Source organism: Cupriavidus lacunae (assembly GCF_003353055.1).
Taxonomy (GTDB): domain Bacteria; phylum Pseudomonadota; class Gammaproteobacteria; order Burkholderiales; family Burkholderiaceae; genus Cupriavidus; species Cupriavidus lacunae.
The window spans coordinates 1-17,303 of the sequence record NZ_QKWJ01000002.1; the positions used below are offsets into that span (position 1 = coordinate 1).

At 63.9% G+C, this 17,303-nt stretch carries 16 protein-coding genes and 1 pseudogene; 14 read left to right on the forward strand and 3 right to left on the reverse strand.

Going from position 1 to position 17,303, the window contains the following annotated elements; genetic code table 11:
* Positions 1-115, forward strand: a pseudogene (locus tag DN412_RS43985) (IS630 family transposase); the annotation flags it as partial.
* A 142-nt stretch (positions 116-257) separates the two neighbouring features.
* On the opposite strand, the gene DN412_RS02015 reads toward DN412_RS43985, so the two are convergent.
* Positions 258-650 carry a hypothetical protein gene (locus DN412_RS02015; protein ID WP_115012981.1) on the reverse strand — a complete coding sequence of 131 codons (393 nt, stop codon included), beginning with the start codon at positions 648-650 and terminating at the stop codon, positions 258-260.
* 387 nt (positions 651-1,037) lie between these two features.
* Here DN412_RS02015 and DN412_RS02020 point away from each other — a divergent pair, with 387 nt between their 5' ends.
* From DN412_RS02020 to DN412_RS02055, 8 genes are all read left to right on the forward strand, one after another.
* Positions 1,038-1,505, forward strand: a complete 468-nt coding sequence (locus DN412_RS02020; protein WP_208647548.1) for an outer membrane lipoprotein — start codon at positions 1,038-1,040, stop codon at positions 1,503-1,505.
* A 195-nt stretch (positions 1,506-1,700) separates the two neighbouring features.
* Positions 1,701-2,081 (forward strand): hypothetical protein, encoded by a 381-nt coding sequence (locus tag DN412_RS02025; RefSeq protein ID WP_115012982.1) that lies wholly within the window; start codon positions 1,701-1,703, stop codon positions 2,079-2,081.
* A gap of 201 nt (positions 2,082-2,282) precedes the next feature.
* Entirely contained in the window at positions 2,283-2,663 is a 381-nt protein-coding gene (locus DN412_RS02030) for a hypothetical protein (protein WP_115012983.1), read from the forward strand.
* Positions 2,664-2,673: 10 nt separating this feature from the next.
* On the forward strand, positions 2,674-2,868 hold the full coding sequence (locus DN412_RS02035; RefSeq protein WP_115012984.1) for a hypothetical protein: 195 nt from the start codon (positions 2,674-2,676) through the stop codon (positions 2,866-2,868).
* 79 nt (positions 2,869-2,947) lie between these two features.
* Positions 2,948-4,513 carry a hypothetical protein gene (locus DN412_RS02040; RefSeq protein ID WP_115012985.1) on the forward strand — a complete coding sequence of 522 codons (1,566 nt, stop codon included), beginning with the start codon at positions 2,948-2,950 and terminating at the stop codon, positions 4,511-4,513.
* A 281-nt stretch (positions 4,514-4,794) separates the two neighbouring features.
* On the forward strand, positions 4,795-5,820 hold the full coding sequence (locus DN412_RS02045) for an ATP-binding protein (RefSeq protein ID WP_115012986.1): 1,026 nt from the start codon (positions 4,795-4,797) through the stop codon (positions 5,818-5,820).
* Positions 5,821-5,913: 93 nt separating this feature from the next.
* Positions 5,914-6,831 (forward strand): hypothetical protein, encoded by a 918-nt coding sequence (locus tag DN412_RS02050; RefSeq protein WP_115012987.1) that lies wholly within the window; start codon positions 5,914-5,916, stop codon positions 6,829-6,831.
* Positions 6,832-6,838: 7 nt separating this feature from the next.
* On the forward strand, positions 6,839-8,074 hold the full coding sequence (locus DN412_RS02055; RefSeq protein WP_115012988.1) for a vWA domain-containing protein: 1,236 nt from the start codon (positions 6,839-6,841) through the stop codon (positions 8,072-8,074).
* Positions 8,075-8,864: 790 nt separating this feature from the next.
* On the opposite strand, the gene DN412_RS02060 is transcribed toward DN412_RS02055, so the two are convergent.
* Together DN412_RS02060 and DN412_RS02070 are read right to left on the reverse strand one after the other, a co-directional pair.
* Positions 8,865-9,272 (reverse strand): bactofilin family protein, encoded by a 408-nt coding sequence (locus DN412_RS02060; RefSeq protein WP_115012989.1) that lies wholly within the window; start codon positions 9,270-9,272, stop codon positions 8,865-8,867.
* 643 nt (positions 9,273-9,915) lie between these two features.
* Positions 9,916-10,509 carry a hypothetical protein gene (locus tag DN412_RS02070; protein WP_133303014.1) on the reverse strand — a complete coding sequence of 198 codons (594 nt, stop codon included), beginning with the start codon at positions 10,507-10,509 and terminating at the stop codon, positions 9,916-9,918.
* Positions 10,510-11,147: 638 nt separating this feature from the next.
* Here DN412_RS02070 and DN412_RS02075 point away from each other — a divergent pair.
* From DN412_RS02075 to DN412_RS02095, 5 genes are all read left to right on the forward strand, one after another.
* Complete coding sequence (locus DN412_RS02075; protein WP_115013228.1) at positions 11,148-11,468, forward strand: DUF7696 family protein; 321 nt, start codon at positions 11,148-11,150, stop codon at positions 11,466-11,468.
* Complete coding sequence (locus tag DN412_RS02080) at positions 11,420-12,745, forward strand: recombination directionality factor (protein WP_115012992.1); 1,326 nt, start codon at positions 11,420-11,422, stop codon at positions 12,743-12,745. The genes DN412_RS02075 and DN412_RS02080 overlap by 49 nt, the downstream gene beginning before the upstream one ends.
* A 133-nt stretch (positions 12,746-12,878) precedes the next feature.
* The gene (locus tag DN412_RS02085; RefSeq protein WP_115012993.1) at positions 12,879-14,285 is read left to right on the forward strand and encodes a metallophosphoesterase family protein; all 1,407 of its coding nucleotides are present in this window, start codon (positions 12,879-12,881) and stop codon (positions 14,283-14,285) included.
* 161 nt (positions 14,286-14,446) lie between these two features.
* Positions 14,447-14,965, forward strand: coding sequence for a hypothetical protein (locus DN412_RS02090; protein ID WP_115012994.1), 519 nt, complete (start codon positions 14,447-14,449; stop codon positions 14,963-14,965).
* Positions 14,953-17,277 (forward strand): sbcc family protein, encoded by a 2,325-nt coding sequence (locus tag DN412_RS02095; protein ID WP_115012995.1) that lies wholly within the window; start codon positions 14,953-14,955, stop codon positions 17,275-17,277. Before DN412_RS02090 ends, DN412_RS02095 begins: the two co-directional genes overlap by 13 nt.
* The last annotated feature ends 26 nt before the right edge of the window (positions 17,278-17,303 follow it).

Here is a 17,303-nt window from a genome sequence, read left to right on the forward strand (position 1 = left end):
GGGCGAGAGGCTACGCGAGCGGATCGAGGAGCAACTCGCCGACGTCCAGAATAAGCCGCGTCTTGTCCGTTCATTCTTCGACGCTCCATCTGTCGCCTATATTTCCGACTGCTGAGTAAAAGGCCGGTGTAGGGTGCAGAGCCGTCGTTCAGGTGTCCGCGTCACAGCCTGGCCCATCGTCTGCAATTGGCCGATTGTCGCCAGTCCGATGTGCTACGGACTACGGCAGTTGCAACGCACTGTGTGCCCCGCACAGATTACCGTGCGTCCTGCAGGGATTTCACCCACGCTGGGGCATCGTCGGCGAGTTCGCGATAGCAATCGTGATGCGCCAGTTCTCGACCGCTTGGGATGTCGACCAGTACGCACCACAAATTGAAGTGCAATGATCCAGTCTGATAGGCAACCTGTTTTCCGTTTTCCCAGAACATCCACCGCCACACAAATGGATCGCCTTTGATTCGACGGATAACATACCGCCCCTGGGCGATAACGAGGGTGGTGGGGTAGCTCTGACCGTCCTCAAACGGGTAGCTCTCTATCCAACCTTCAAGGCCATTCGGCCCCGCCCGATGTGTTGACTCGATGGGCTTGTTTGCCGGCGATGTCTGAGCCAAAGCGGCGCCAGCCAACAGGAGTACGCCAATCATCGCCAGCCTTCTGCCTGTGCATCGCATGATTGATGAGAGCCGTTTCGGGCGAAAAACGTTCACCAACTTCGTTCGGGGTCACCGATTCTCCATGATCCACGCAATGTTGTCGACCAAACGCCTTGGCAATCGCCTGGTGGCGGATACTGACTGACCGCTCATGGCCGAACTCGGCCGTCGGATCATCGGTCTTCCCCGGAAATCGGCGATGAACCTTTTTTTCGTCGGCGCAATTGCACCGCCCGCATCCTGGCTGTTACCATCAGGGCACTTCTCGCGTCCCAGACGCATCGACCTCGCCGGCATTTCTGCTGGCACAGCTTTTCCCTTCCCCCTACGGGCCTTCCTGCCCGTGGGCATGTTGGCCCATTTTCACGTGCGGCCATCATGTTCCAACGTATCTTCCTGTTCGTCGCCATTGTCAGCCTGATCACCGGCTGCGCTGCGCAAGCCTCGCCGAATGTCTATCGCGGCTCTGACGCCATGCGCGCCGGTTCCGCCGAGCAGGTGACGGTGCTGCGTGTGCGCAATGTCGTCATTGCCGGCGACAGCATGCTGTCGGCTGGCCCCGGCGTGCCGGCCATCGTCAGCACGGTCGTCGGTGCCGTGCTTGGCGCCCGCGTGATCGGCAACGGCAATGGCCAATACATCGCCGGCGCACTCTCGGGTACGGCAGCGGGTGTCATCGGCCAAGTCGCTGCCACGCATCTGTCGCAGCGAGACGGCGTCGAGGTCATTGTCCGTACGGACATTGGCCGCCAGCTCGTCGTGGCACAAGGCGCGGATCAGCAGTTCGTCACCGGCGAGCGGCTGTATCTCGTGTCCTCGGGCAGCGGCTATCGCCTGACGCGTTGATCTGAGGGCCGGCTCACCGGCGCTCCAATCCCATGCAAGCCCCGAGAGGGCTTGCCCGAGCGTTCGCGCTTGGGGCTTTCGCTTTTTGACGGCGTCCCTGACGCATCGAAATCCATGCCTGGCACCGCCAGGATCTTCTTTTGCACCCACGGGGCACCGCCCTCGTGAGCGGCGTCCCGTTCTTTGGAGCCGAACATGCAAGCTATTACTCCGATCCAGACCGAAGGTAAGACCGTCGACCAGGTCACCAACCTGCTGGCACGCACGCTGCGCGCGATCGAACTCGAACCCGAGTGGATCGTCCCGGCAAACTTCCTCGCCGATGCCAACGAAGCGCAATATGGCCTGTTGCCCGACGCGGCCTGGCCGGCAGAGCACGCCCGCCATCGCTTCGCCGTCTCAGTCGAACGCGGCTGCTCGGAGGGCTGGCGCGTCCATGTCGATCACATCGAGACCACCGTGGAAGGCCCCACCGGCAGCACGACACTGCGCAAGCTAGTCAAGGCCAAGATGTTCAACCGCGACCAGGCGTGGCAGACGGCGCGCGTCATCAACCGTGCGCTGGACCTCGACTGATCCAACTATTCCGGAATGGGTGGCGCCTCCGGGCGCTGCGCACCCCGCGCGAGAGTGCTTGCTCAATCGGTGAGCGATTCGGCAACACTGTTTGATCGCGTCTCTGACGCATCGATCCCCCGTCGGGCTTGCCCAGACCTTCACCCTTTGCGGGCCACCGTCCCGCGGGGGATGGCTGTCCGTGCATTCTCGAGACTGACCATGAAAATCCCCAAATCCTTTACCGATCCCCACCAGCCCGGCAATACCGCGGCCTGTGCGACCCTCAAACGTGATGCTTCCCGCGTCATGCGCCGCTTGGCGAGCGATATCGGCCTGCGCCAGCGTGACTTCACCGTGCGCGAACGCCGCCAGCGTCGCAATGCGACCGATCTGTATGCCCTGCATACCGACACGCTGTATGTGCAGATTGCCCACGCGCCGCAGCAGAACGCGGCACGCCTGAGCTTTCGCACGTGCCGCGGGCGCGATGACCATACCGGTGGACGCGACAATGCGGTCTGCCTGCAGTCGATCGGCTCGCCCGAGGGCTACGCCTCGCTCGTTGCTACGCTGCGCGTGGTGGCGGGCCGGCGTGGCTGAGCGGGTACCCATGACGACCCTCATTAAAGTCACCTTCACGTCCACTTCGGGCGAGGAGACCACCGGTAAGGCCCAGTACGATCATGCCACGGGCCTCGTGACCTTGCCCGGTAGTTTCCAGGCTCTCGTCGAGCAGGCCCGGGCAGCCGGCATCCGAAGCCGCCGCGGATGCGCCGGCAACGGCCTAACTGCCAACGCGAGCTGAATCTCGCGCCGCCATTTTCTTTCCACCCAGACGGGGCAACGCCCCGATGGGTGTGCTCCGTTCGCTCCCGGAGCAATCCATGTACGTTATTACCACCGGCCCGGAGCGGGTCGAAACCCGCACGACGCTTGCCGGCGTGCTGGCGTTCCTGAACCTTGAATCCGCCCCGAAACCTGGCCTGCGTGCCGAAGACCTTGCCGTGCGCCATGTCGAGCGCGGCGCGATTCCCGTGGTGCGGCTGCCGTCGGGGCAGTTCGCGGTGCGGCCCGCCGGCGACACCAAGGCGATCCTCACATCCATCATGGATGAGGTAGAGCGCTTCATCGTCCGTCCGGGCGGCAAGGTGCTGCGCCCCCATGAGATGAGCCGTAGCTCGTGGCAGGCCGTGTATGCAGCCGGTCGTCTGGCGGTGTTCACCAGCGAGGCTGTCGATCCGGACCAGGTCGTGAACCTCGAGTCACCCAACCTCGATCTGTTTGCCGTGGCAGAGCCGTTCAATGCCTACGACTTCGTGAATGCGGAGTTCCACCGGCGCTTTGGCTGGAGCACTAACGGGCCAGCGTATGTGCCCGGGGCTGGCACGAACGCCCGCCACGAGGTGCATGTTGCCTACGCGCTGCAGCGCGGCGAGCCGGTGCGTGACTGTATCCTCAACGCGTATCGAAAGGACGGCGATGCCGCTGACGCCGGTCACCACGATCTGCACTGGCTGCCGACGCTCATTGCGGTACCGGCGCTGCGCGGCGCGCTATCAGCCCACAAGCTGCAGGCCCTGTGCGCGGTGATGCGCCATGACAAGCTGGCCATCACGGCCCTCAATGCCGCGCTTCTCATCGCACTGGTGAAGCCCTTGCCAGACGACTGCACGTATGCCGCGGTCGAAGACGCACTCTTTGCCGCACGGGTGATTCCGCCGTTGGCCCTCCCGGCTGGCCGGCCGTCGACGGGAGAGGATGCCAATCCCGTCTCGCCGTTGGCAGCGCGTCTGCATGCCCTGGTCGGCGCGAAGCGACACACTGAGCGAATCGCACGGGCACAGGCCGAGCGTGCCAAAGGCGGTCTGAGCGAACGCGGTCTACACCGCGAGATGGCCCTGGCCGCCATGGAGCGCGATCATGGCAGCTTCTCGTGGCCCAACCGATTTGCCCTGGCCGTCCTGCAACGCGACATCGCGACACTGCTGCAAACGCTCGACACGCCGAACGACCGCAACACGTCGTCCAAGCGTGCTCTGCGCGAAGAGTGCGGCGTGGTGCTCACCGGCGTGCCGGCCGCCACCCGGCGCCGGCGCATCTTCGAGATGTGCGGCTTCTCCGAATCCGAGCAGTGGCGGTGGGAGGCTCAGGCACTGACCGCGCGATCGGAGCGCCTACAGGCAGCAGATGCGGAGTGGGCGCGCAAGCGTGCCGAAGAGTCGCGCTGGAAGCTCGACGGCCTGCTCATGAATGGTCGCGAGTACGTCGATCTGTGCATCCGTGAGGGCTTCAGCCAGATCCGTCACTTCCCACGTGGCAGCGCGCGGGTCTACTACATCGAGCAGCCCGCCACGCGCACCATCCGGCGCTTGCAGGCCAACGATGGGACGCTGGCCTATGCCCGGTCGCGACTGGCCACGGCGTCTCCGGCGCTGGCCATGGCTGCCTGACCCATCCATGCATTCCCCCCCGGCTACGTGCCGGGGGACTTCTTCTCCCGAAAGAGACACCAAATTCGTCGTGTTTCGGCGTGCTGTAAGCACGTCATTGCCTGTAGGCTCTTCTATAGAGCGTTGTTCGCACTGGTATCGATCAGTCCAAACAGCGTTTTACCCGCGTCCTTGGACGCATCGACCCCTGCCAGCACCGCTGGCGCATTCATTGAACTCCCCACAGGGATACCTTCCCTGTGGGGCCGGTGACTTTGTGGGACTCCCATTCAGGAAATCCCGTGAAAGTGAATCCGTTTCAACTGCAATCCCTGCTCGCGGCCTTCATCCCCGCATGCCTGCCAGTCCTCATCACCGGGGCGCCTGGTATCGGCAAGAGCGATATCGTTGCCGATGCCGCCCAGGCTGCCGGCTACGACCTGCTGATCTCGCACCCTGTGGTGGAGGATCCGACCGATTCCAAGGGGCTGCCATTTCCGGCGGCTGATGGAGCCGGTGCCCGTTTCCTGCCGTTCGGGGACCTGGCCACGGCGCTCAACAGCAAGCGTCCGCTGGTCTGGTTCATCGACGACCTCGGGCAGGCCTCGCCGGCCGTCCAGGCCGCCAAGATGCAGCTGCTGCTCGCACGCCGCATCGGTGAACACGTCCTGCCGGAGCACGTCACCTTTGTGGCGGCGACCAACCGCCGTATCGACAACGCGGCGGTGTCCAATATCCTTGACCCGTTGAAATCCCGCTTCAGCACCATCGTGGAGCTGCAGACGAGCATCGAGCATTGGACACGTTGGGCGGTCGCGAAGAGCGTGTCGCCCGAGCTGATCGCCTTTCTGCGCTTCCGCCCTGACTTGCTGATCTCGTCGGAGCGGAGCAAGGAGACGGAAAACTTGCCCTCGCCGCGCGGCTGGGGGCATGTGGCGCGGCAGATGCCGGTGGTGCCGAAAGGCATGGAAATCATTGCTTCCGCCGGCGCGGTAGGTGAAGGTGCTGCGCTCGAGTTCCAGTCGTTCCGCCAGATCTATCGTGAACTTCCCAGCGTGGACTCGGTGCTGGCTGCGCCGGAATCCGCTCGGATCCCGGACAACGTGGCCTCGCAGTACGCCATCAGCTCGGCGCTGGCGGCGGTCTCCAACGAGAACAACTTCGATCGGGTGATGGTGTATGCCAATCGCCTGTTCGATGCGCATCTCGGCGAATTCGCTGTGATGCTCGCCACCGACGCCGCCCGACGTGACGCGCGTATCTGTTCAACCCCTGCCTGGATCAACGCGCAGGGTGGCAAGCTCGGTGACCTGCTGCTCGGCAACTGATCCAATCCCTTTTCTCTTCAACCCATAACGGCGAGCCACCTGGCTCGCCGTTTCCGTTTTTCTGCCATATCCATCCCATTTTTAGGACTCATCATGAACATCCAAAACCTTACCAAGCGCGTGATGCTCGCCACCTTCAACACTTCGGTGTGGCGGGCACGCAAGTTCGACACCCGGGCCACCGAAGAAGTCGAAGCCAACCATGACACGAAAGACATCGGCCGTTTCAACAAGAAGCTGCTGACCGAAGGGGCCACGTCCTACAAGGAAGTGTGTGCGATCGCCAATCGTGCTCGCGCTTACTTCGATGCGCACAGCCTGGACTACGACCAGCTGGGCGTGCGCCTTCTGCCGACTGACATTTACATGGAGGTCGCGGACCGTCAGCGCCAGTTCCAGGACGAGTTCACTGCGGCGACGACCGTGTTTATTTCCGACTACCCGCGCCTGAAGGAGGAGGCTCGGAACGCGCTGAATGGTCTCTTCGACGATGCGGACTATCCGACGCAGGCGGAGCTGGCCAAGAAGTTCGGCATGCGTCTCGCCGTGCTGCCGTTTCCAGACGCGAGCCAGTTTGACATTGCGCTGCCGGACAACGTGCTGGACGGGCTCAAGGCCGATATCGACTCGCGCGTCCTCGGTGCGGTGAAGACTGCCAACGACGACCTGGTCGGCCGGCTCTTCGAGGCTGTGCAGCACTTCGCAAACCGCCTGTACGGGGCGACGAACGTGCGACTGGACGTGGCCGACAAGGTGCGCGAGTTGAGCGCGCTGCTGCCCAAGCTGAACTTCTCCGGGGATCCGGCGCTCACGCACATCCTGGACGAAACGCGACAGCATCTAACCGCCTACAGTGGGCTGGACCTGCGCAATTCAAGCGATCTGCGAAAGCAGGTGGCCGATAAGGCGATGGAGATCGAAGCACAGATGGCCGCCTTCATGGGTGGTCCGCCGGCGTCACAGGTGGCGGCGGTGCCGACCTCGCCGATGTTCGACTTGCTTATCGCGTGAGGCTGTCATGCGCGATCGAATCTCGAAGCAGCGTTCCCAGCTCATCCTGTCGCAGCCGTTCTTCGGGGCGTTGCTGATGCGGTTGCAGCTGGTCGAGGATCCGTCGTGCAAGACGTTCTGGGTGGATGGCGTGTCGCTGGGCTACAACCCGGCGTTCGCCGCTACCCTGAGCGATCTTGAACTCCGTGGCTGTCTGGCCCATGAAGTCCTGCATCCGGCAAACGGTCATTGCTGGCGCCGAGGCGTCCGCGACCCGGACCGCTGGAACAGGGCTTGTGACTATGCGATCAATCCGTTGGTGCTCAATGCCGGCTTGCAGTTGCCGGCCGGGGCGCTGATTGACGGTCGCTTCCTCGGCAAGTCTGCCGAGGAGATCTATGCCATGTTGCGCCAGGAGGCGTCGGACCAGCAGAAGCAGCAGCCCCAGGCTCAGTCGCAGCGGTCGCCACAGCAGCAGGCGGGCAACGGCCAAACCAGCGGGAAGGAGCCGTCTGCCATGGCTGATGAAGGCGGGGCGCAGGGCCATGCCGGCAACGGCGCGCCGCAGGCCTCCCCGGACTTCACGCCCGGCGAGGTGCGTCAGCAACCACAGGCCCAGCAGCAGGCGCTGGCCAACGACTGGAAGGTGGGCGTCATGCAGGCAGCGAAGGCGGCCGCCATGCGTGGAAAGCTACCAGGCGACCTGAGCGCGATGGTGGATTGCGCCACGCGGCCGTCGGTGGACTGGCGATCCGTGCTGCACCGCTTCGCGTCCGAACAGACCCGCAACGACTATAGCTGGGCCATGCCGAACCGGCGGTACACCCACATGGGCCTGTACCTCCCGGCACTGCATGACCAGTCTGTGGGCGATGCGGTCTTGGTGCGCGACTCCAGCGGATCGGTGTTCGACGAGACGCAGCGGCAGTTCGGAGCGGAGATCGAAGCGGTCTTCACCACGCTGCAGCCGCGGAGGCTTTTCGTGCTGGATTGCGACACGCGCGTGGCGCAGGTGCAGTGCTTCGAACGTGGCCAGGGCATTGAGCTGGGCCCGGTGCGGGGTGGCGGAGGCACGAGCTTCGTGGCGCCGTTTGCCTGGCTGGAGGAGCAGGGGGTTCACCCTGCCTTCCTTGTCTACCTGACCGATATGGACGGGAAATTCCCGGCTGTACCGCCGGCGTATCCCACGCTGTGGGCCTCAACTACGCCGCTCCATCGGATTGCCCCGCCGCCGTTTGGCGAGGCGGTGGAGGTCATCGTTTGAACCAACCCCCGGGCTTGCCCCCGGGGTTTTTAACGCCGGAAGTTGTTCATAGGCATGCTCAAGATTGCACGTCAGTCAGCCGAAATAGACAGTACATCGAGAGTGCCCACTAACAAATAGCACTTCGGCAGGGGAGCAACAAGCGACGAAGAGCGCGATGAATTCGGAAAAAGCAGGGGGTTAGCAGTTGATACAGAACAGCAATGAGATACAGAAGTGGGGGGCAATATCGCGCTATCGCGCAGCGGCGCTATACGAGCAATGGTGTCAGGCCTTCAAGGCTCGTCAGACGGCGCTGTCGTATGACGAGTGGTTGGAGCAGCTGTCCGGTTGGGACGTACCTAGCCCAATGCCGCGCTCCATGGTCTTCGAGAGCGAGGACATTCGCTTTACGCTGACTCATGGTTGGCGTTATGAAATCAGCCATCGTCCCCGTGGAGCCCGCACATTTGAGTGTTTAATCCATGATCGCCAGCTATTCGTCGCCATGGTTTCGCGAACAAGGAAACGTGGGCCTTGGATCTGCCCGATTGGACTACTCAGCCAGACGGACTTGCGGAGGATCGTACCGATAGGATTGGCAGGGCAGGGAGGGCGACTGATCTGGGCTCCGGAAGACCCCCACATTGAACGTCGCTCCGGTTGGTAAAACATCGATGGCGAAAACTGCGAACACGGGACCACGGCCGTCCGGCAATGGGACTTGCCAGGGAAAGCTGACATTTTTCCGCCGTGTTTTCCGGAATGGCCGTCCAACCGGTTGGACTGACAGCCATCTGGAGAGATCCCGTCAGGCAGTCTCCAGCCTGTCGTCAGGTTGCGTGGGCGATTTGGGGACACTAGGCTCGGACGACAGCGCTGCTGGCTCCGGCAGCGCGGCACGGGTGACCTTACCCTCCAGAACTGCGTTCAGGCCAAGGCGGATCGACCCCGCGTAGGCAATGTCGCCCTTCACCCGCCCGTTGATCACGAGCGATTCACGGGCGGCGACTCCGCCCTCCACGGTGCCTTCGACGAGCACGTGCTCACCTTCAGCCCGTCCACGCACGACGGCGCCGGCGGCTACATGTAGGAGCCCGCGGGTCACGGTCATATTTCCTTCGATCAAGCCGCCGCAGGAGATGCCGTGGTCCGCGACGACGTCCCCATGGATGCAGATGCCATAGTTGAGCACGCTGATTGAAATCGGCTGGTCCATGTCACTCCTTTCAGAAAAGCTTGATGTCGCCAGCGTGCTGGGCTGCTGGCTTTTGCGCGGGGCTGCGGTCCGGGGCGCTCGGTGTCCCCTTGACACCGATTGGGGGCGTCGAGAGGGCTGCCGGGCGGCGAGCGGGCGGTTGCGCCGTGGCCGGTTGCGGCTGAACTGAGCGTGGCTCATCCGGCCGCTCGGCAATCCTTGGAGCCAGGGAATCCGCAGTCAGGTTGGCAGTCGGCGCACTGGATGGGGCCTGTGACTGCGTGACCGGGGTGGCCGCTCCTGGCGTAGCGGCCGATGCCGGCGTGGCAGCGGTCGTCTGGCCGGTGGTGGCAACCGAAACATCCTGTTGGCTTTTGGCCGTCGCGCTGCGGTGCATCCAGGATGCAGAGCTCATGCCGACGGTCGCCGCCACGCCAAGTCCCCCCAACACCAGCAGAAGGCTGCGGCCTCTGCCTACGAGCGCCTTCCATTGCGTGCGAGCGGGCGTGCCCGCCTGGCTCGGTGATGGCAGGGACAGCGGAACGCCCAGGCCCACGCTGGCCGGCATATCAATCGTCAGGGGCTGGCGGATGTACTGCGCGTGCAGCTGTTGGATCTCTAGCAAATCCATAGTGTCGTCCTTCAGAGCGTTATGGGATGCGGCCTATCGGCCGGGCGCGTTCAGGCGAGAGCCGTCTTCAGCAAACTGATCGTTGTCCGGCATGCAAATCGCATGGATCAGCGATAGGCGGCGCGAAGCATGCTCGATCGCGTTGCTGCGGTCGGCTGACGAGATCGAGCCCGCCGCCATGGCGAACAGCGAGGACGTGAATATCCGGTCGTGCTGGTTCAGCAGTCGCACCAGTCGACCTGCGAGGGGGTGCTTGATCTCGATGTCCTGCCGGTCGGTTATCAGCGGGAGATCGAGGCTGGGCCGGTGTTCCAGCCAACCCAAGGCTTTGGCGAAGCCATCTTCTGCTTCGCGAAACACGGAATCTAGCGCGCGGAGCTTGCCGCCACGCGCGACGGTGAACTTGGCCGCGCAAAAATTAAAGTCCCGCGCGACGAAATCCCGAACGAAGGTGGAACAGTAGATGACGACGGCGCGTGAGTCCGTCTCAGGCACGATCTTCGCGAGACGGCCATCGCTGCCAAGGCGCAGGATAGGGCGCAAGCCAGCGGCGTTACGGCGTGCTGCGCCATCGTTGTTGTTGTCGTCCGGACTCGGGACGCTCCCATCATAGTCGGGCGTGGCCATATCCATTTCGGCGTTTACTCTCTCGCCGCAAATTGTGAGCCACGATCGCCCGGATGCGTTCCGCAAAAGCTATATGAAATTCGCAAGCTTTCTGGGGTATTGAGGTGGCAGCGTCGATGCATAATCCAATCACACCTCGCGTCTCCGACGCATCGATCCGACTCCACAGCGAGTCCACTGCATTTCTCAAGTCGTGCCCTGGTGCATGCGCCGACCGGTTGGCTACCGGTGTGGACATTCCATTGTGATGAGCAACTTCGCCGTTTGCTCCCCATCCATCATCCGTAATACGCGTCCTGCATCAGTGCTGCTTCGGCATGCGCTGTGGACACCGTTCGAGCTCGGGACCATGTGGCGTCTCTCTCTTTTGGCCCCTCCTGGGCAGAACGGCCGTCGTCGGCTGATCCGTGATCCTGCGGTGAACCTCGTGTTCTAAATGGGTTGAAGTGCAGCGTGACCCTGCTGCACGAGGACGACTTTACGTCCTCACATAGAGCCTGCGCATTGTGCGCACCGCTCCCTGTTTGCCACGCCCCCGGAAGGGGCGTGGCAACAGGTTTTCCTGCGAACAAGCTCGCTTCCGCATCGACGGAGCGGGCTTTTTTTGTTTGTAGGAACCCTCGACACAGGAGCTGAGCATGCTGTCTGCCATCGACCAGAACTCCGAAATTCGTGCCGCCATTGCGGCCATGCTCGCCCGCCGGCGGCCCGACTATGTCGGCCAGCCCAGTGCGTGGCGCAGTCTGTGTGAGGCCGCCCATGTGGCCGGTCTAGCGGAGCCCGCCCAAGCGGCGTTCCTTTCCCAAATAACGACCCAGCGCGGGGCCGACACAGCCCTGCGCCTTCGGGAGCATGCTGCGTCCATCCGCGTCGCCGTCGTTCAATTTCTTGAACGTAGGAGCAACGCATCATGCAACGAGCCATTGGCTACACCGACTTTAACCAACCTCGCAGTCTGATCGAGGAGCGGCCCGCACGGCCACCCATCATTGGCAAGATTCGCCCGGGCATCAAGGTGCTCACGAAGAAGGCCAAGGAAAACGAGCAGGCGGTCAAGATCCACGATGCTTGGCTCGCCCGCGGCGAGTCGTTCGAGGCCATCGGCGAGGAGATCGAGCGCAAGACCAAGCTGCGTAATGCGCTGGTGCCCAAAAACACCGGCTGGTTCACCTGCCGGGCTTCGGACTTCACCAACTCGGCCACCGCCGAGGAGATCCTCCAGAAGTACGGTGAAGACCGAGGGGATGGCTTGAAGCTGTGGCGCTTCCCGGTGATCTTTGCCTTCGACGACTGGCTGCGGAACATGCCCAATCAACTGAAGGTGTGGGGGGCGCGTGGTCTGCAGTATTTCTCCGAGTATGGCACCGACGGCAAGCGTTACTGCAAGATGTACGCGGCACCGGAAGTCGACCAGCGTGCCCAACGCGCCAAGCGCCTCTTCGGCGGACGCACCATCATCCTGCGCCAGGACGACGCCATTCCCGACGGCGTGTGCGACCCGCACCAGTGCCCGCAGTACCAGGAGCGCAAGTGCAACCTGAACGCAAACTTCATCTTTGCGATCCCCGATATCAAGGGTCTCGGCCTGATCGAGCTGCCGACCAATTCCATCTACGTGTTGCAGAAGGCGTATGCCGCAATGCAAACGGTGGCATTGGCGCGGGGCGGCCGCCTGGCCGGCCTGCAGTTCTGGATCTCCAAGAAGGCGGTCGACATTACCCGCATCGGTGACGATGGCCTGCCCATGCGGCAGGAACAGATGCTCACGATGCTGGATGCGGAGATAGACATGGGCGCGCTGCTCGACGGCGCGGACCAGATGGCCCCGGCACTGGAAGCGGCAAGCCATGCGGTTGCCTTGTTCGAAGGCCCACCCTCCGCAACGCCTGCGCCGCCGGTGTTGCCGATCGCCGAAATCTCGGACGCGATGCCGTTGGCGCCGGAACCGGCACCCATGGTTGCGCCGGCTTCGGTCGCTGCACCAATGCCAACCGAAGGCGATCCCGACGACCGTGAAAGCAGGCTCGCCGACCTGGCCGCTCGCCTTGGCATGGCGACGGGGCAGGGCAAGATGGACTTCCTGACCTTTGCTCGGCTCGAGTACGGCCAGGGCTGGACCAAACGGCCCAAGGACGTCGACAGCATGATCGGCGAGATGCAAACCGCGCTGGCCAACCCGATGGCCTTCCGCGAGCAGGTGCGTGCCCGCTTGCGCGAGGCCACGCCTTCGGCCTGACGGCGTAGCCAGGGGAGCGGTGCGCAATGCGCCGTTCACGTTCCCTCAATTCCTTTCACCTGTGGCCCCTCCGGGCCACGTCTTTCCCTTCTGCGCGCCGTAGCCGGCGCACATCCCTTTGGAGAATCACGTCATGCTCAACGCGAGTGAGAGCCTGCTGCTGGCTCATTTTTCTGATTTGCACTATTCGACCGGCCATCTGGTCGAGGCCGATCGCTGCTTCGGCTTTGCTGTCGAGCACGCCATTGCGGCTGGCAGTCTGGTCGGTGTCGTCTCGGGTGACTCGACCGACCATCGGCTGGACGCTCACACACCGGCGCTGCGCGTGCTGGCCGAGCGCATCCGCCAGCTTTCCGAGCACATGCCGGTGGTGATGCTGCAAGGCACGTTTTCCCACGAGCCGCCTGGCACGCTGGATCTGTTCCGCCTCGTTGGCAGCCGTTACCCGGTCTACATCGCTGACCGCATCCACCAGGTGGCGCTGCGCGACGGCGAGTTCACCGCCTCGGCCGGCGCGCTGTTCACGCCGGTGGAAATCGAGGCGCTGCTGGCCGATGGATCCCCGGAGGTGATCTTCACCTGCGTGCCCACAGTCAACAAGGCCATGCTCGCCGCCGCAGTGGGGGCAACGGAGGCTGCGACCGCAGTCGGTGACCATCTGGCCGCCTACCTGCGCGCCGCCGGCACCGTGAATCGGACGCTGCGCGCGCGCGGCATTCGCACGATCGGCATTTCGCATGGCACCGTCAACGGCTGCCAAACCGAGCATGGTGTGCCGATGGCCGGATTCGATCACGAATTCACCATCGGGGCGCTGTTCGACGCGGAATGCGACGGTTTCATGCTCGGCCATATCCACCGTGCCCAGCAATGGGACCGAGAGGGACGGCTGGTAGCGTATCCGGGTTCAATCGGGCGCTTCCACTACGGCGAGATTGGCGACAAGACCTACCTGCAATGGCGCGTGGCGCCAGGCGTGGCACAGGCGACGCCCGTCGTCACGCCGGCCCGCGAGACCTTGTGTATCGACTTCGACGGCCCGCCCGACATGGACGCGCTGGGCCGTGTTGCCGCCAGCGCGTCAGACAAGTTCGTGCGCATCCGCTGGGTGCTGGACGAAGAGCACCGTCAGGTGGTCGATCGCGACGCCATCGGCGCCTTGTTCGCCACGGCGACTGAGGTGAAGTTGGAAGGCCGGGTCTTGCCCGCAGTTCGCAGCCGCGCGGAGGGCATCAGCCGTGCCGCCAGCCTGGCGGACAAGATCACGCGGTGGGGCGAGTTGACGCAGGTCGACACCAACCCGCTGCTGGATCGTCTGTCGATGCTGGAGTACGCCGATCCGCAGGCCATCGCGGACCTGGTGCTGCAACAGCTGGACAGCATGGTCGAGCCACCCGTGGTCGTACCTCCCCTTGCACCCGTCGCGGCGCCTATGTCGGCCCCGACTGAGGTTCCAGTAGCTGTCTTCGTGAAGCCGAGTTCGCCGCCGCCGGCGATGGACTGGCTCACCGACGACTTGTTTGCGGAAGCTACCGCCTAACTCTTGAACCTGGCCAGAGCCATGTTCCGAGATCCCTCCGGGGCTGTCGAAACAAGGTTTCACCCGCGTTCTTCGGACGCATCGACTGCTGTTTCATCCCTTTCGAACCCTGGCGGGTGCTTCCCGTCCGGGAATGCACTCCGTCTACTTTGGAGTGCATCATGATGCTTTATCCTGCTGGCCCGGACTGGGCCCAAACCTTTGAAACCGCTCTACCCACGTCCACACTGGCCGCGCGGTTGGCGGACGCGCACGGCTTCACCCGCAGCACCCTGTTCCAGCCGTTCGGGGCAGGGCGCGGTACGGTGATTGCCCAGCGCGACCACCTGCTGGTCCTCGCGGTTCATGCCGCCGATGGCCAGCATTGGTACGAGGTCACCCCCTCGCTGGAAATGCAGAACCTGCTCTGGTCGTTTTCCTACGGCTATGCCAGCCAGTGGAGCGCGCTGGAACTCAAGGCGCTGTGCGGCTGCACCGCGTGGCCGGATGTCATCGCGCTGGCCCGCCAGCAGTTCGCCGCCGCCGTGCGCTCCCTGGAGCGTGCGCTGGCCGGGTTGCCGGAGCGGGACGCACCAGCAGCGGCCCCTGACCTGCCGTTCTATGACGGCGAGGTGATAGAGCTGCCGGGTGACTACCTGGCCTCGATGACTGGCCTGGAGGTGTCCGAATGCGGCCACTGAAACTGACCCTTTCGGGCTTTCATGGCGTGCGCGATGGCATGCGCCGTGACAGCGTGACGCTGGACCTGACAAGCCTGCCACCCGGCCTGATCGCTCTGGTGGGCCCCAACGGCGCCGGCAAGACGACACTGATGGATAACCTCCATCCGTATCCGATCATGCCAAGCCACGCCTCGAAAATGTCCGCGGATGCGTTCTCCTACTGGGATCACCTCTGCGGCACCCGTGGCGAGAAGGATCTGGAATGGGAGCACGCCGGCAAGCAGTTCCGTTCGGCGTTCGCGTTCCGCAACCCGGGCAAGAGCCGCAAGGCCGAGTACTACTTGTTCGAGAAGGGCGCCAACGGCGACTGGATACCGCTGCAGCTGCCCGACGGTACGCTGTCGGATGGCAAGGCCGATACCTACAACCGCTGCATCGAGGCCGTGTTGGGATCGCCTGAAGCGTTCTTTACCAGTGTGTTCTCTGCCCAGAACCGGCGCCCGATCGCCAGCTACCAGGCCAGCGAGATTAAGCGGCTCCTGGCTGAGCTGCTTGGGATCGAGCACCTGCGCGACCTGTCGGCGAAGGCCGGCGACGTGGCAAAGGTGCTGGGGCGCAGTCTGGACACCCTGCAGCGCGAGCTGGTAGGGCTGTCTACCCAGCGTGAGAGGGCAGGGCAGCTGGCCCGGGAGATCGGCCAGACCGACGAGGCGCTGACCACCTCGCGGCGCGAGCGCGATGCGGAAACGGCCAACGGCGCGAAGCTCCTTCAGGAGCGCGCGACGCTGGCCGCCAGGCAAAGCGCGAGTGCGGCGACCGAAGCGCGTCTGCGCGAACTCAGGCAACGGGAAACCGAAGTGGAGGCGCGCCGGCGGCAACTGGAGTCCGACCACCGTGCAACAGCCACCCGTACCGCAACGCGGCGCCGGGAAGTTGAGCAGCAGGTGGCCAGCCACAAGCTGACCCTGGCCGAAGGGCCGGCGATCCTCGCGGCCGCCGAGCAGCGCGATGCCTTGCAGATGGCCATTGGCCGGAAGCAGGATGAGTTGGGCGCGTTGCAGCAGGCAGTGAGCCAGTTGGAAGCGCAACGGACGCAGCATGCCGCGCTTTCCATCGAGTTGCAGGGGCTGGAAGCCCGCGGCAAGTCGGCAGCGCAGTTCGCTGGCTCGCTGAAGGCCCAGGCCGATGTGATCGACACGGTGCCATGCCGGGCCGATCCGATGCACAATACCTGCCCGTTGCTGGCGCAGGCGCGCGAAGCCCAAGGCAAGTTGGCCGAACAGGTCATTACGGTGCGGGATTTGCGGGCCAGCTACCAGGCCAAGCAGTTGGCGATGAAGCCGCTGGCCGACGCGCTGGCTGCCCTGCCCGGCCAGCGTGCTGCTTTGTCTTCCCTGCAGGCGGAGTTGACACGTGACCAGCAGGAGTTGCAGCGCCTGACCGCGCTGGCCGCCCGCAAGCCGATGCTCGACGTCGCCCGTGAGGGCCTGGCGCAGGCCGAGCGGGACCTGACGGCACTTGGTGAGGAGGAGGCTGCTGCCGCGGCAATCTTCGCGCGGGAAGTGGCGGACGCTGACGCGCAGTTGTCAACCGTGCAGCGCGAGCTGTCCGGGCTGGCCACCGAAGACGTGACCGGCATGCTGGTCGCGCTGGACCTGCGGATCCGCCAGAGCCGGGAAGCGGTGGTGGCTCTTGATGGGCGGATTGAAGTGCTGATTCGCCAGCAGGCCACCTTGTCGACGGAACTCGAACGGGTGACAGCCATGGTTGCCGGCTTGCCCGTGGTTCAGGGCAAGGCCGATCGGCTCTCTGACGAGATCGCGCAGTGGAAGCTGCTCGCCAAGGGATTGGGCAACGACGGCGTCATCGCGTTGTCCATCGATGACGCGGGCCCGGCTCTCACGCGCATCGTCAACGACCTGCTGCTTGCTTGCTACGGACCGCGATTCACCATCGCGATTCAGACGCAGACGACGCTGGCCAATGGCGAGAAGCGTGAAGGGTTCGAGATCGCCGTCAACGACGGGGAGAACGATTCCACGAAGGACTTCTCGGTGATGTCAGGCGGACAGAAGATCTGGATCAACGAGTGCCTGACCCGTGGGATTGCGCTCTACCGGGCGCAGGACACCGGGCAGGCCTTCCAGACGCTGTTCACCGACGAAGCCGATGGCCCGTTGGACCCCGAGCGCAAGCGTGCCTTCATGCGAATGAAGCGCGAAGTGCTGCGCCAGGGCGGGTACGAGCGGGAATTCTTCATTTCCCACACGCCGGACCTGGTCGACGAAGCCGATGCGGTCATTGACGTGGTCGCCTTGGCAGCCCAGTAGTTCAGCACCAACCCCTTTATGTCATG

Bases quoted from the DNA above. Each gene is read 5' to 3' on its own strand.
- DN412_RS02015 (WP_115012981.1), bottom strand. From the start codon at position 650: ATGATTGGCGTACTCCTGTTGGCTGGCGCCGCTTTGGCTCAGACATCG.
- DN412_RS02020 (WP_208647548.1), top strand. From the start codon at position 1,038: ATGTTCCAACGTATCTTCCTGTTCGTCGCCATTGTCAGCCTGATCACC.
- DN412_RS02025 (WP_115012982.1), top strand. From the start codon at position 1,701: ATGCAAGCTATTACTCCGATCCAGACCGAAGGTAAGACCGTCGACCAG.
- DN412_RS02030 (WP_115012983.1), top strand. From the start codon at position 2,283: ATGAAAATCCCCAAATCCTTTACCGATCCCCACCAGCCCGGCAATACC.
- DN412_RS02035 (WP_115012984.1), top strand. From the start codon at position 2,674: ATGACGACCCTCATTAAAGTCACCTTCACGTCCACTTCGGGCGAGGAG.
- DN412_RS02040 (WP_115012985.1), top strand. From the start codon at position 2,948: ATGTACGTTATTACCACCGGCCCGGAGCGGGTCGAAACCCGCACGACG.
- DN412_RS02050 (WP_115012987.1), top strand. From the start codon at position 5,914: ATGAACATCCAAAACCTTACCAAGCGCGTGATGCTCGCCACCTTCAAC.
- DN412_RS02055 (WP_115012988.1), top strand. From the start codon at position 6,839: ATGCGCGATCGAATCTCGAAGCAGCGTTCCCAGCTCATCCTGTCGCAG.
- DN412_RS02060 (WP_115012989.1), bottom strand. From the start codon at position 9,272: ATGGACCAGCCGATTTCAATCAGCGTGCTCAACTATGGCATCTGCATC.
- DN412_RS02070 (WP_133303014.1), bottom strand. From the start codon at position 10,509: ATGGCCACGCCCGACTATGATGGGAGCGTCCCGAGTCCGGACGACAAC.
- DN412_RS02075 (WP_115013228.1), top strand. From the start codon at position 11,148: ATGCTGTCTGCCATCGACCAGAACTCCGAAATTCGTGCCGCCATTGCG.
- DN412_RS02080 (WP_115012992.1), top strand. From the start codon at position 11,420: ATGCAACGAGCCATTGGCTACACCGACTTTAACCAACCTCGCAGTCTG.
- DN412_RS02085 (WP_115012993.1), top strand. From the start codon at position 12,879: ATGCTCAACGCGAGTGAGAGCCTGCTGCTGGCTCATTTTTCTGATTTG.
- DN412_RS02090 (WP_115012994.1), top strand. From the start codon at position 14,447: ATGATGCTTTATCCTGCTGGCCCGGACTGGGCCCAAACCTTTGAAACC.
- DN412_RS02095 (WP_115012995.1), top strand. From the start codon at position 14,953: ATGCGGCCACTGAAACTGACCCTTTCGGGCTTTCATGGCGTGCGCGAT.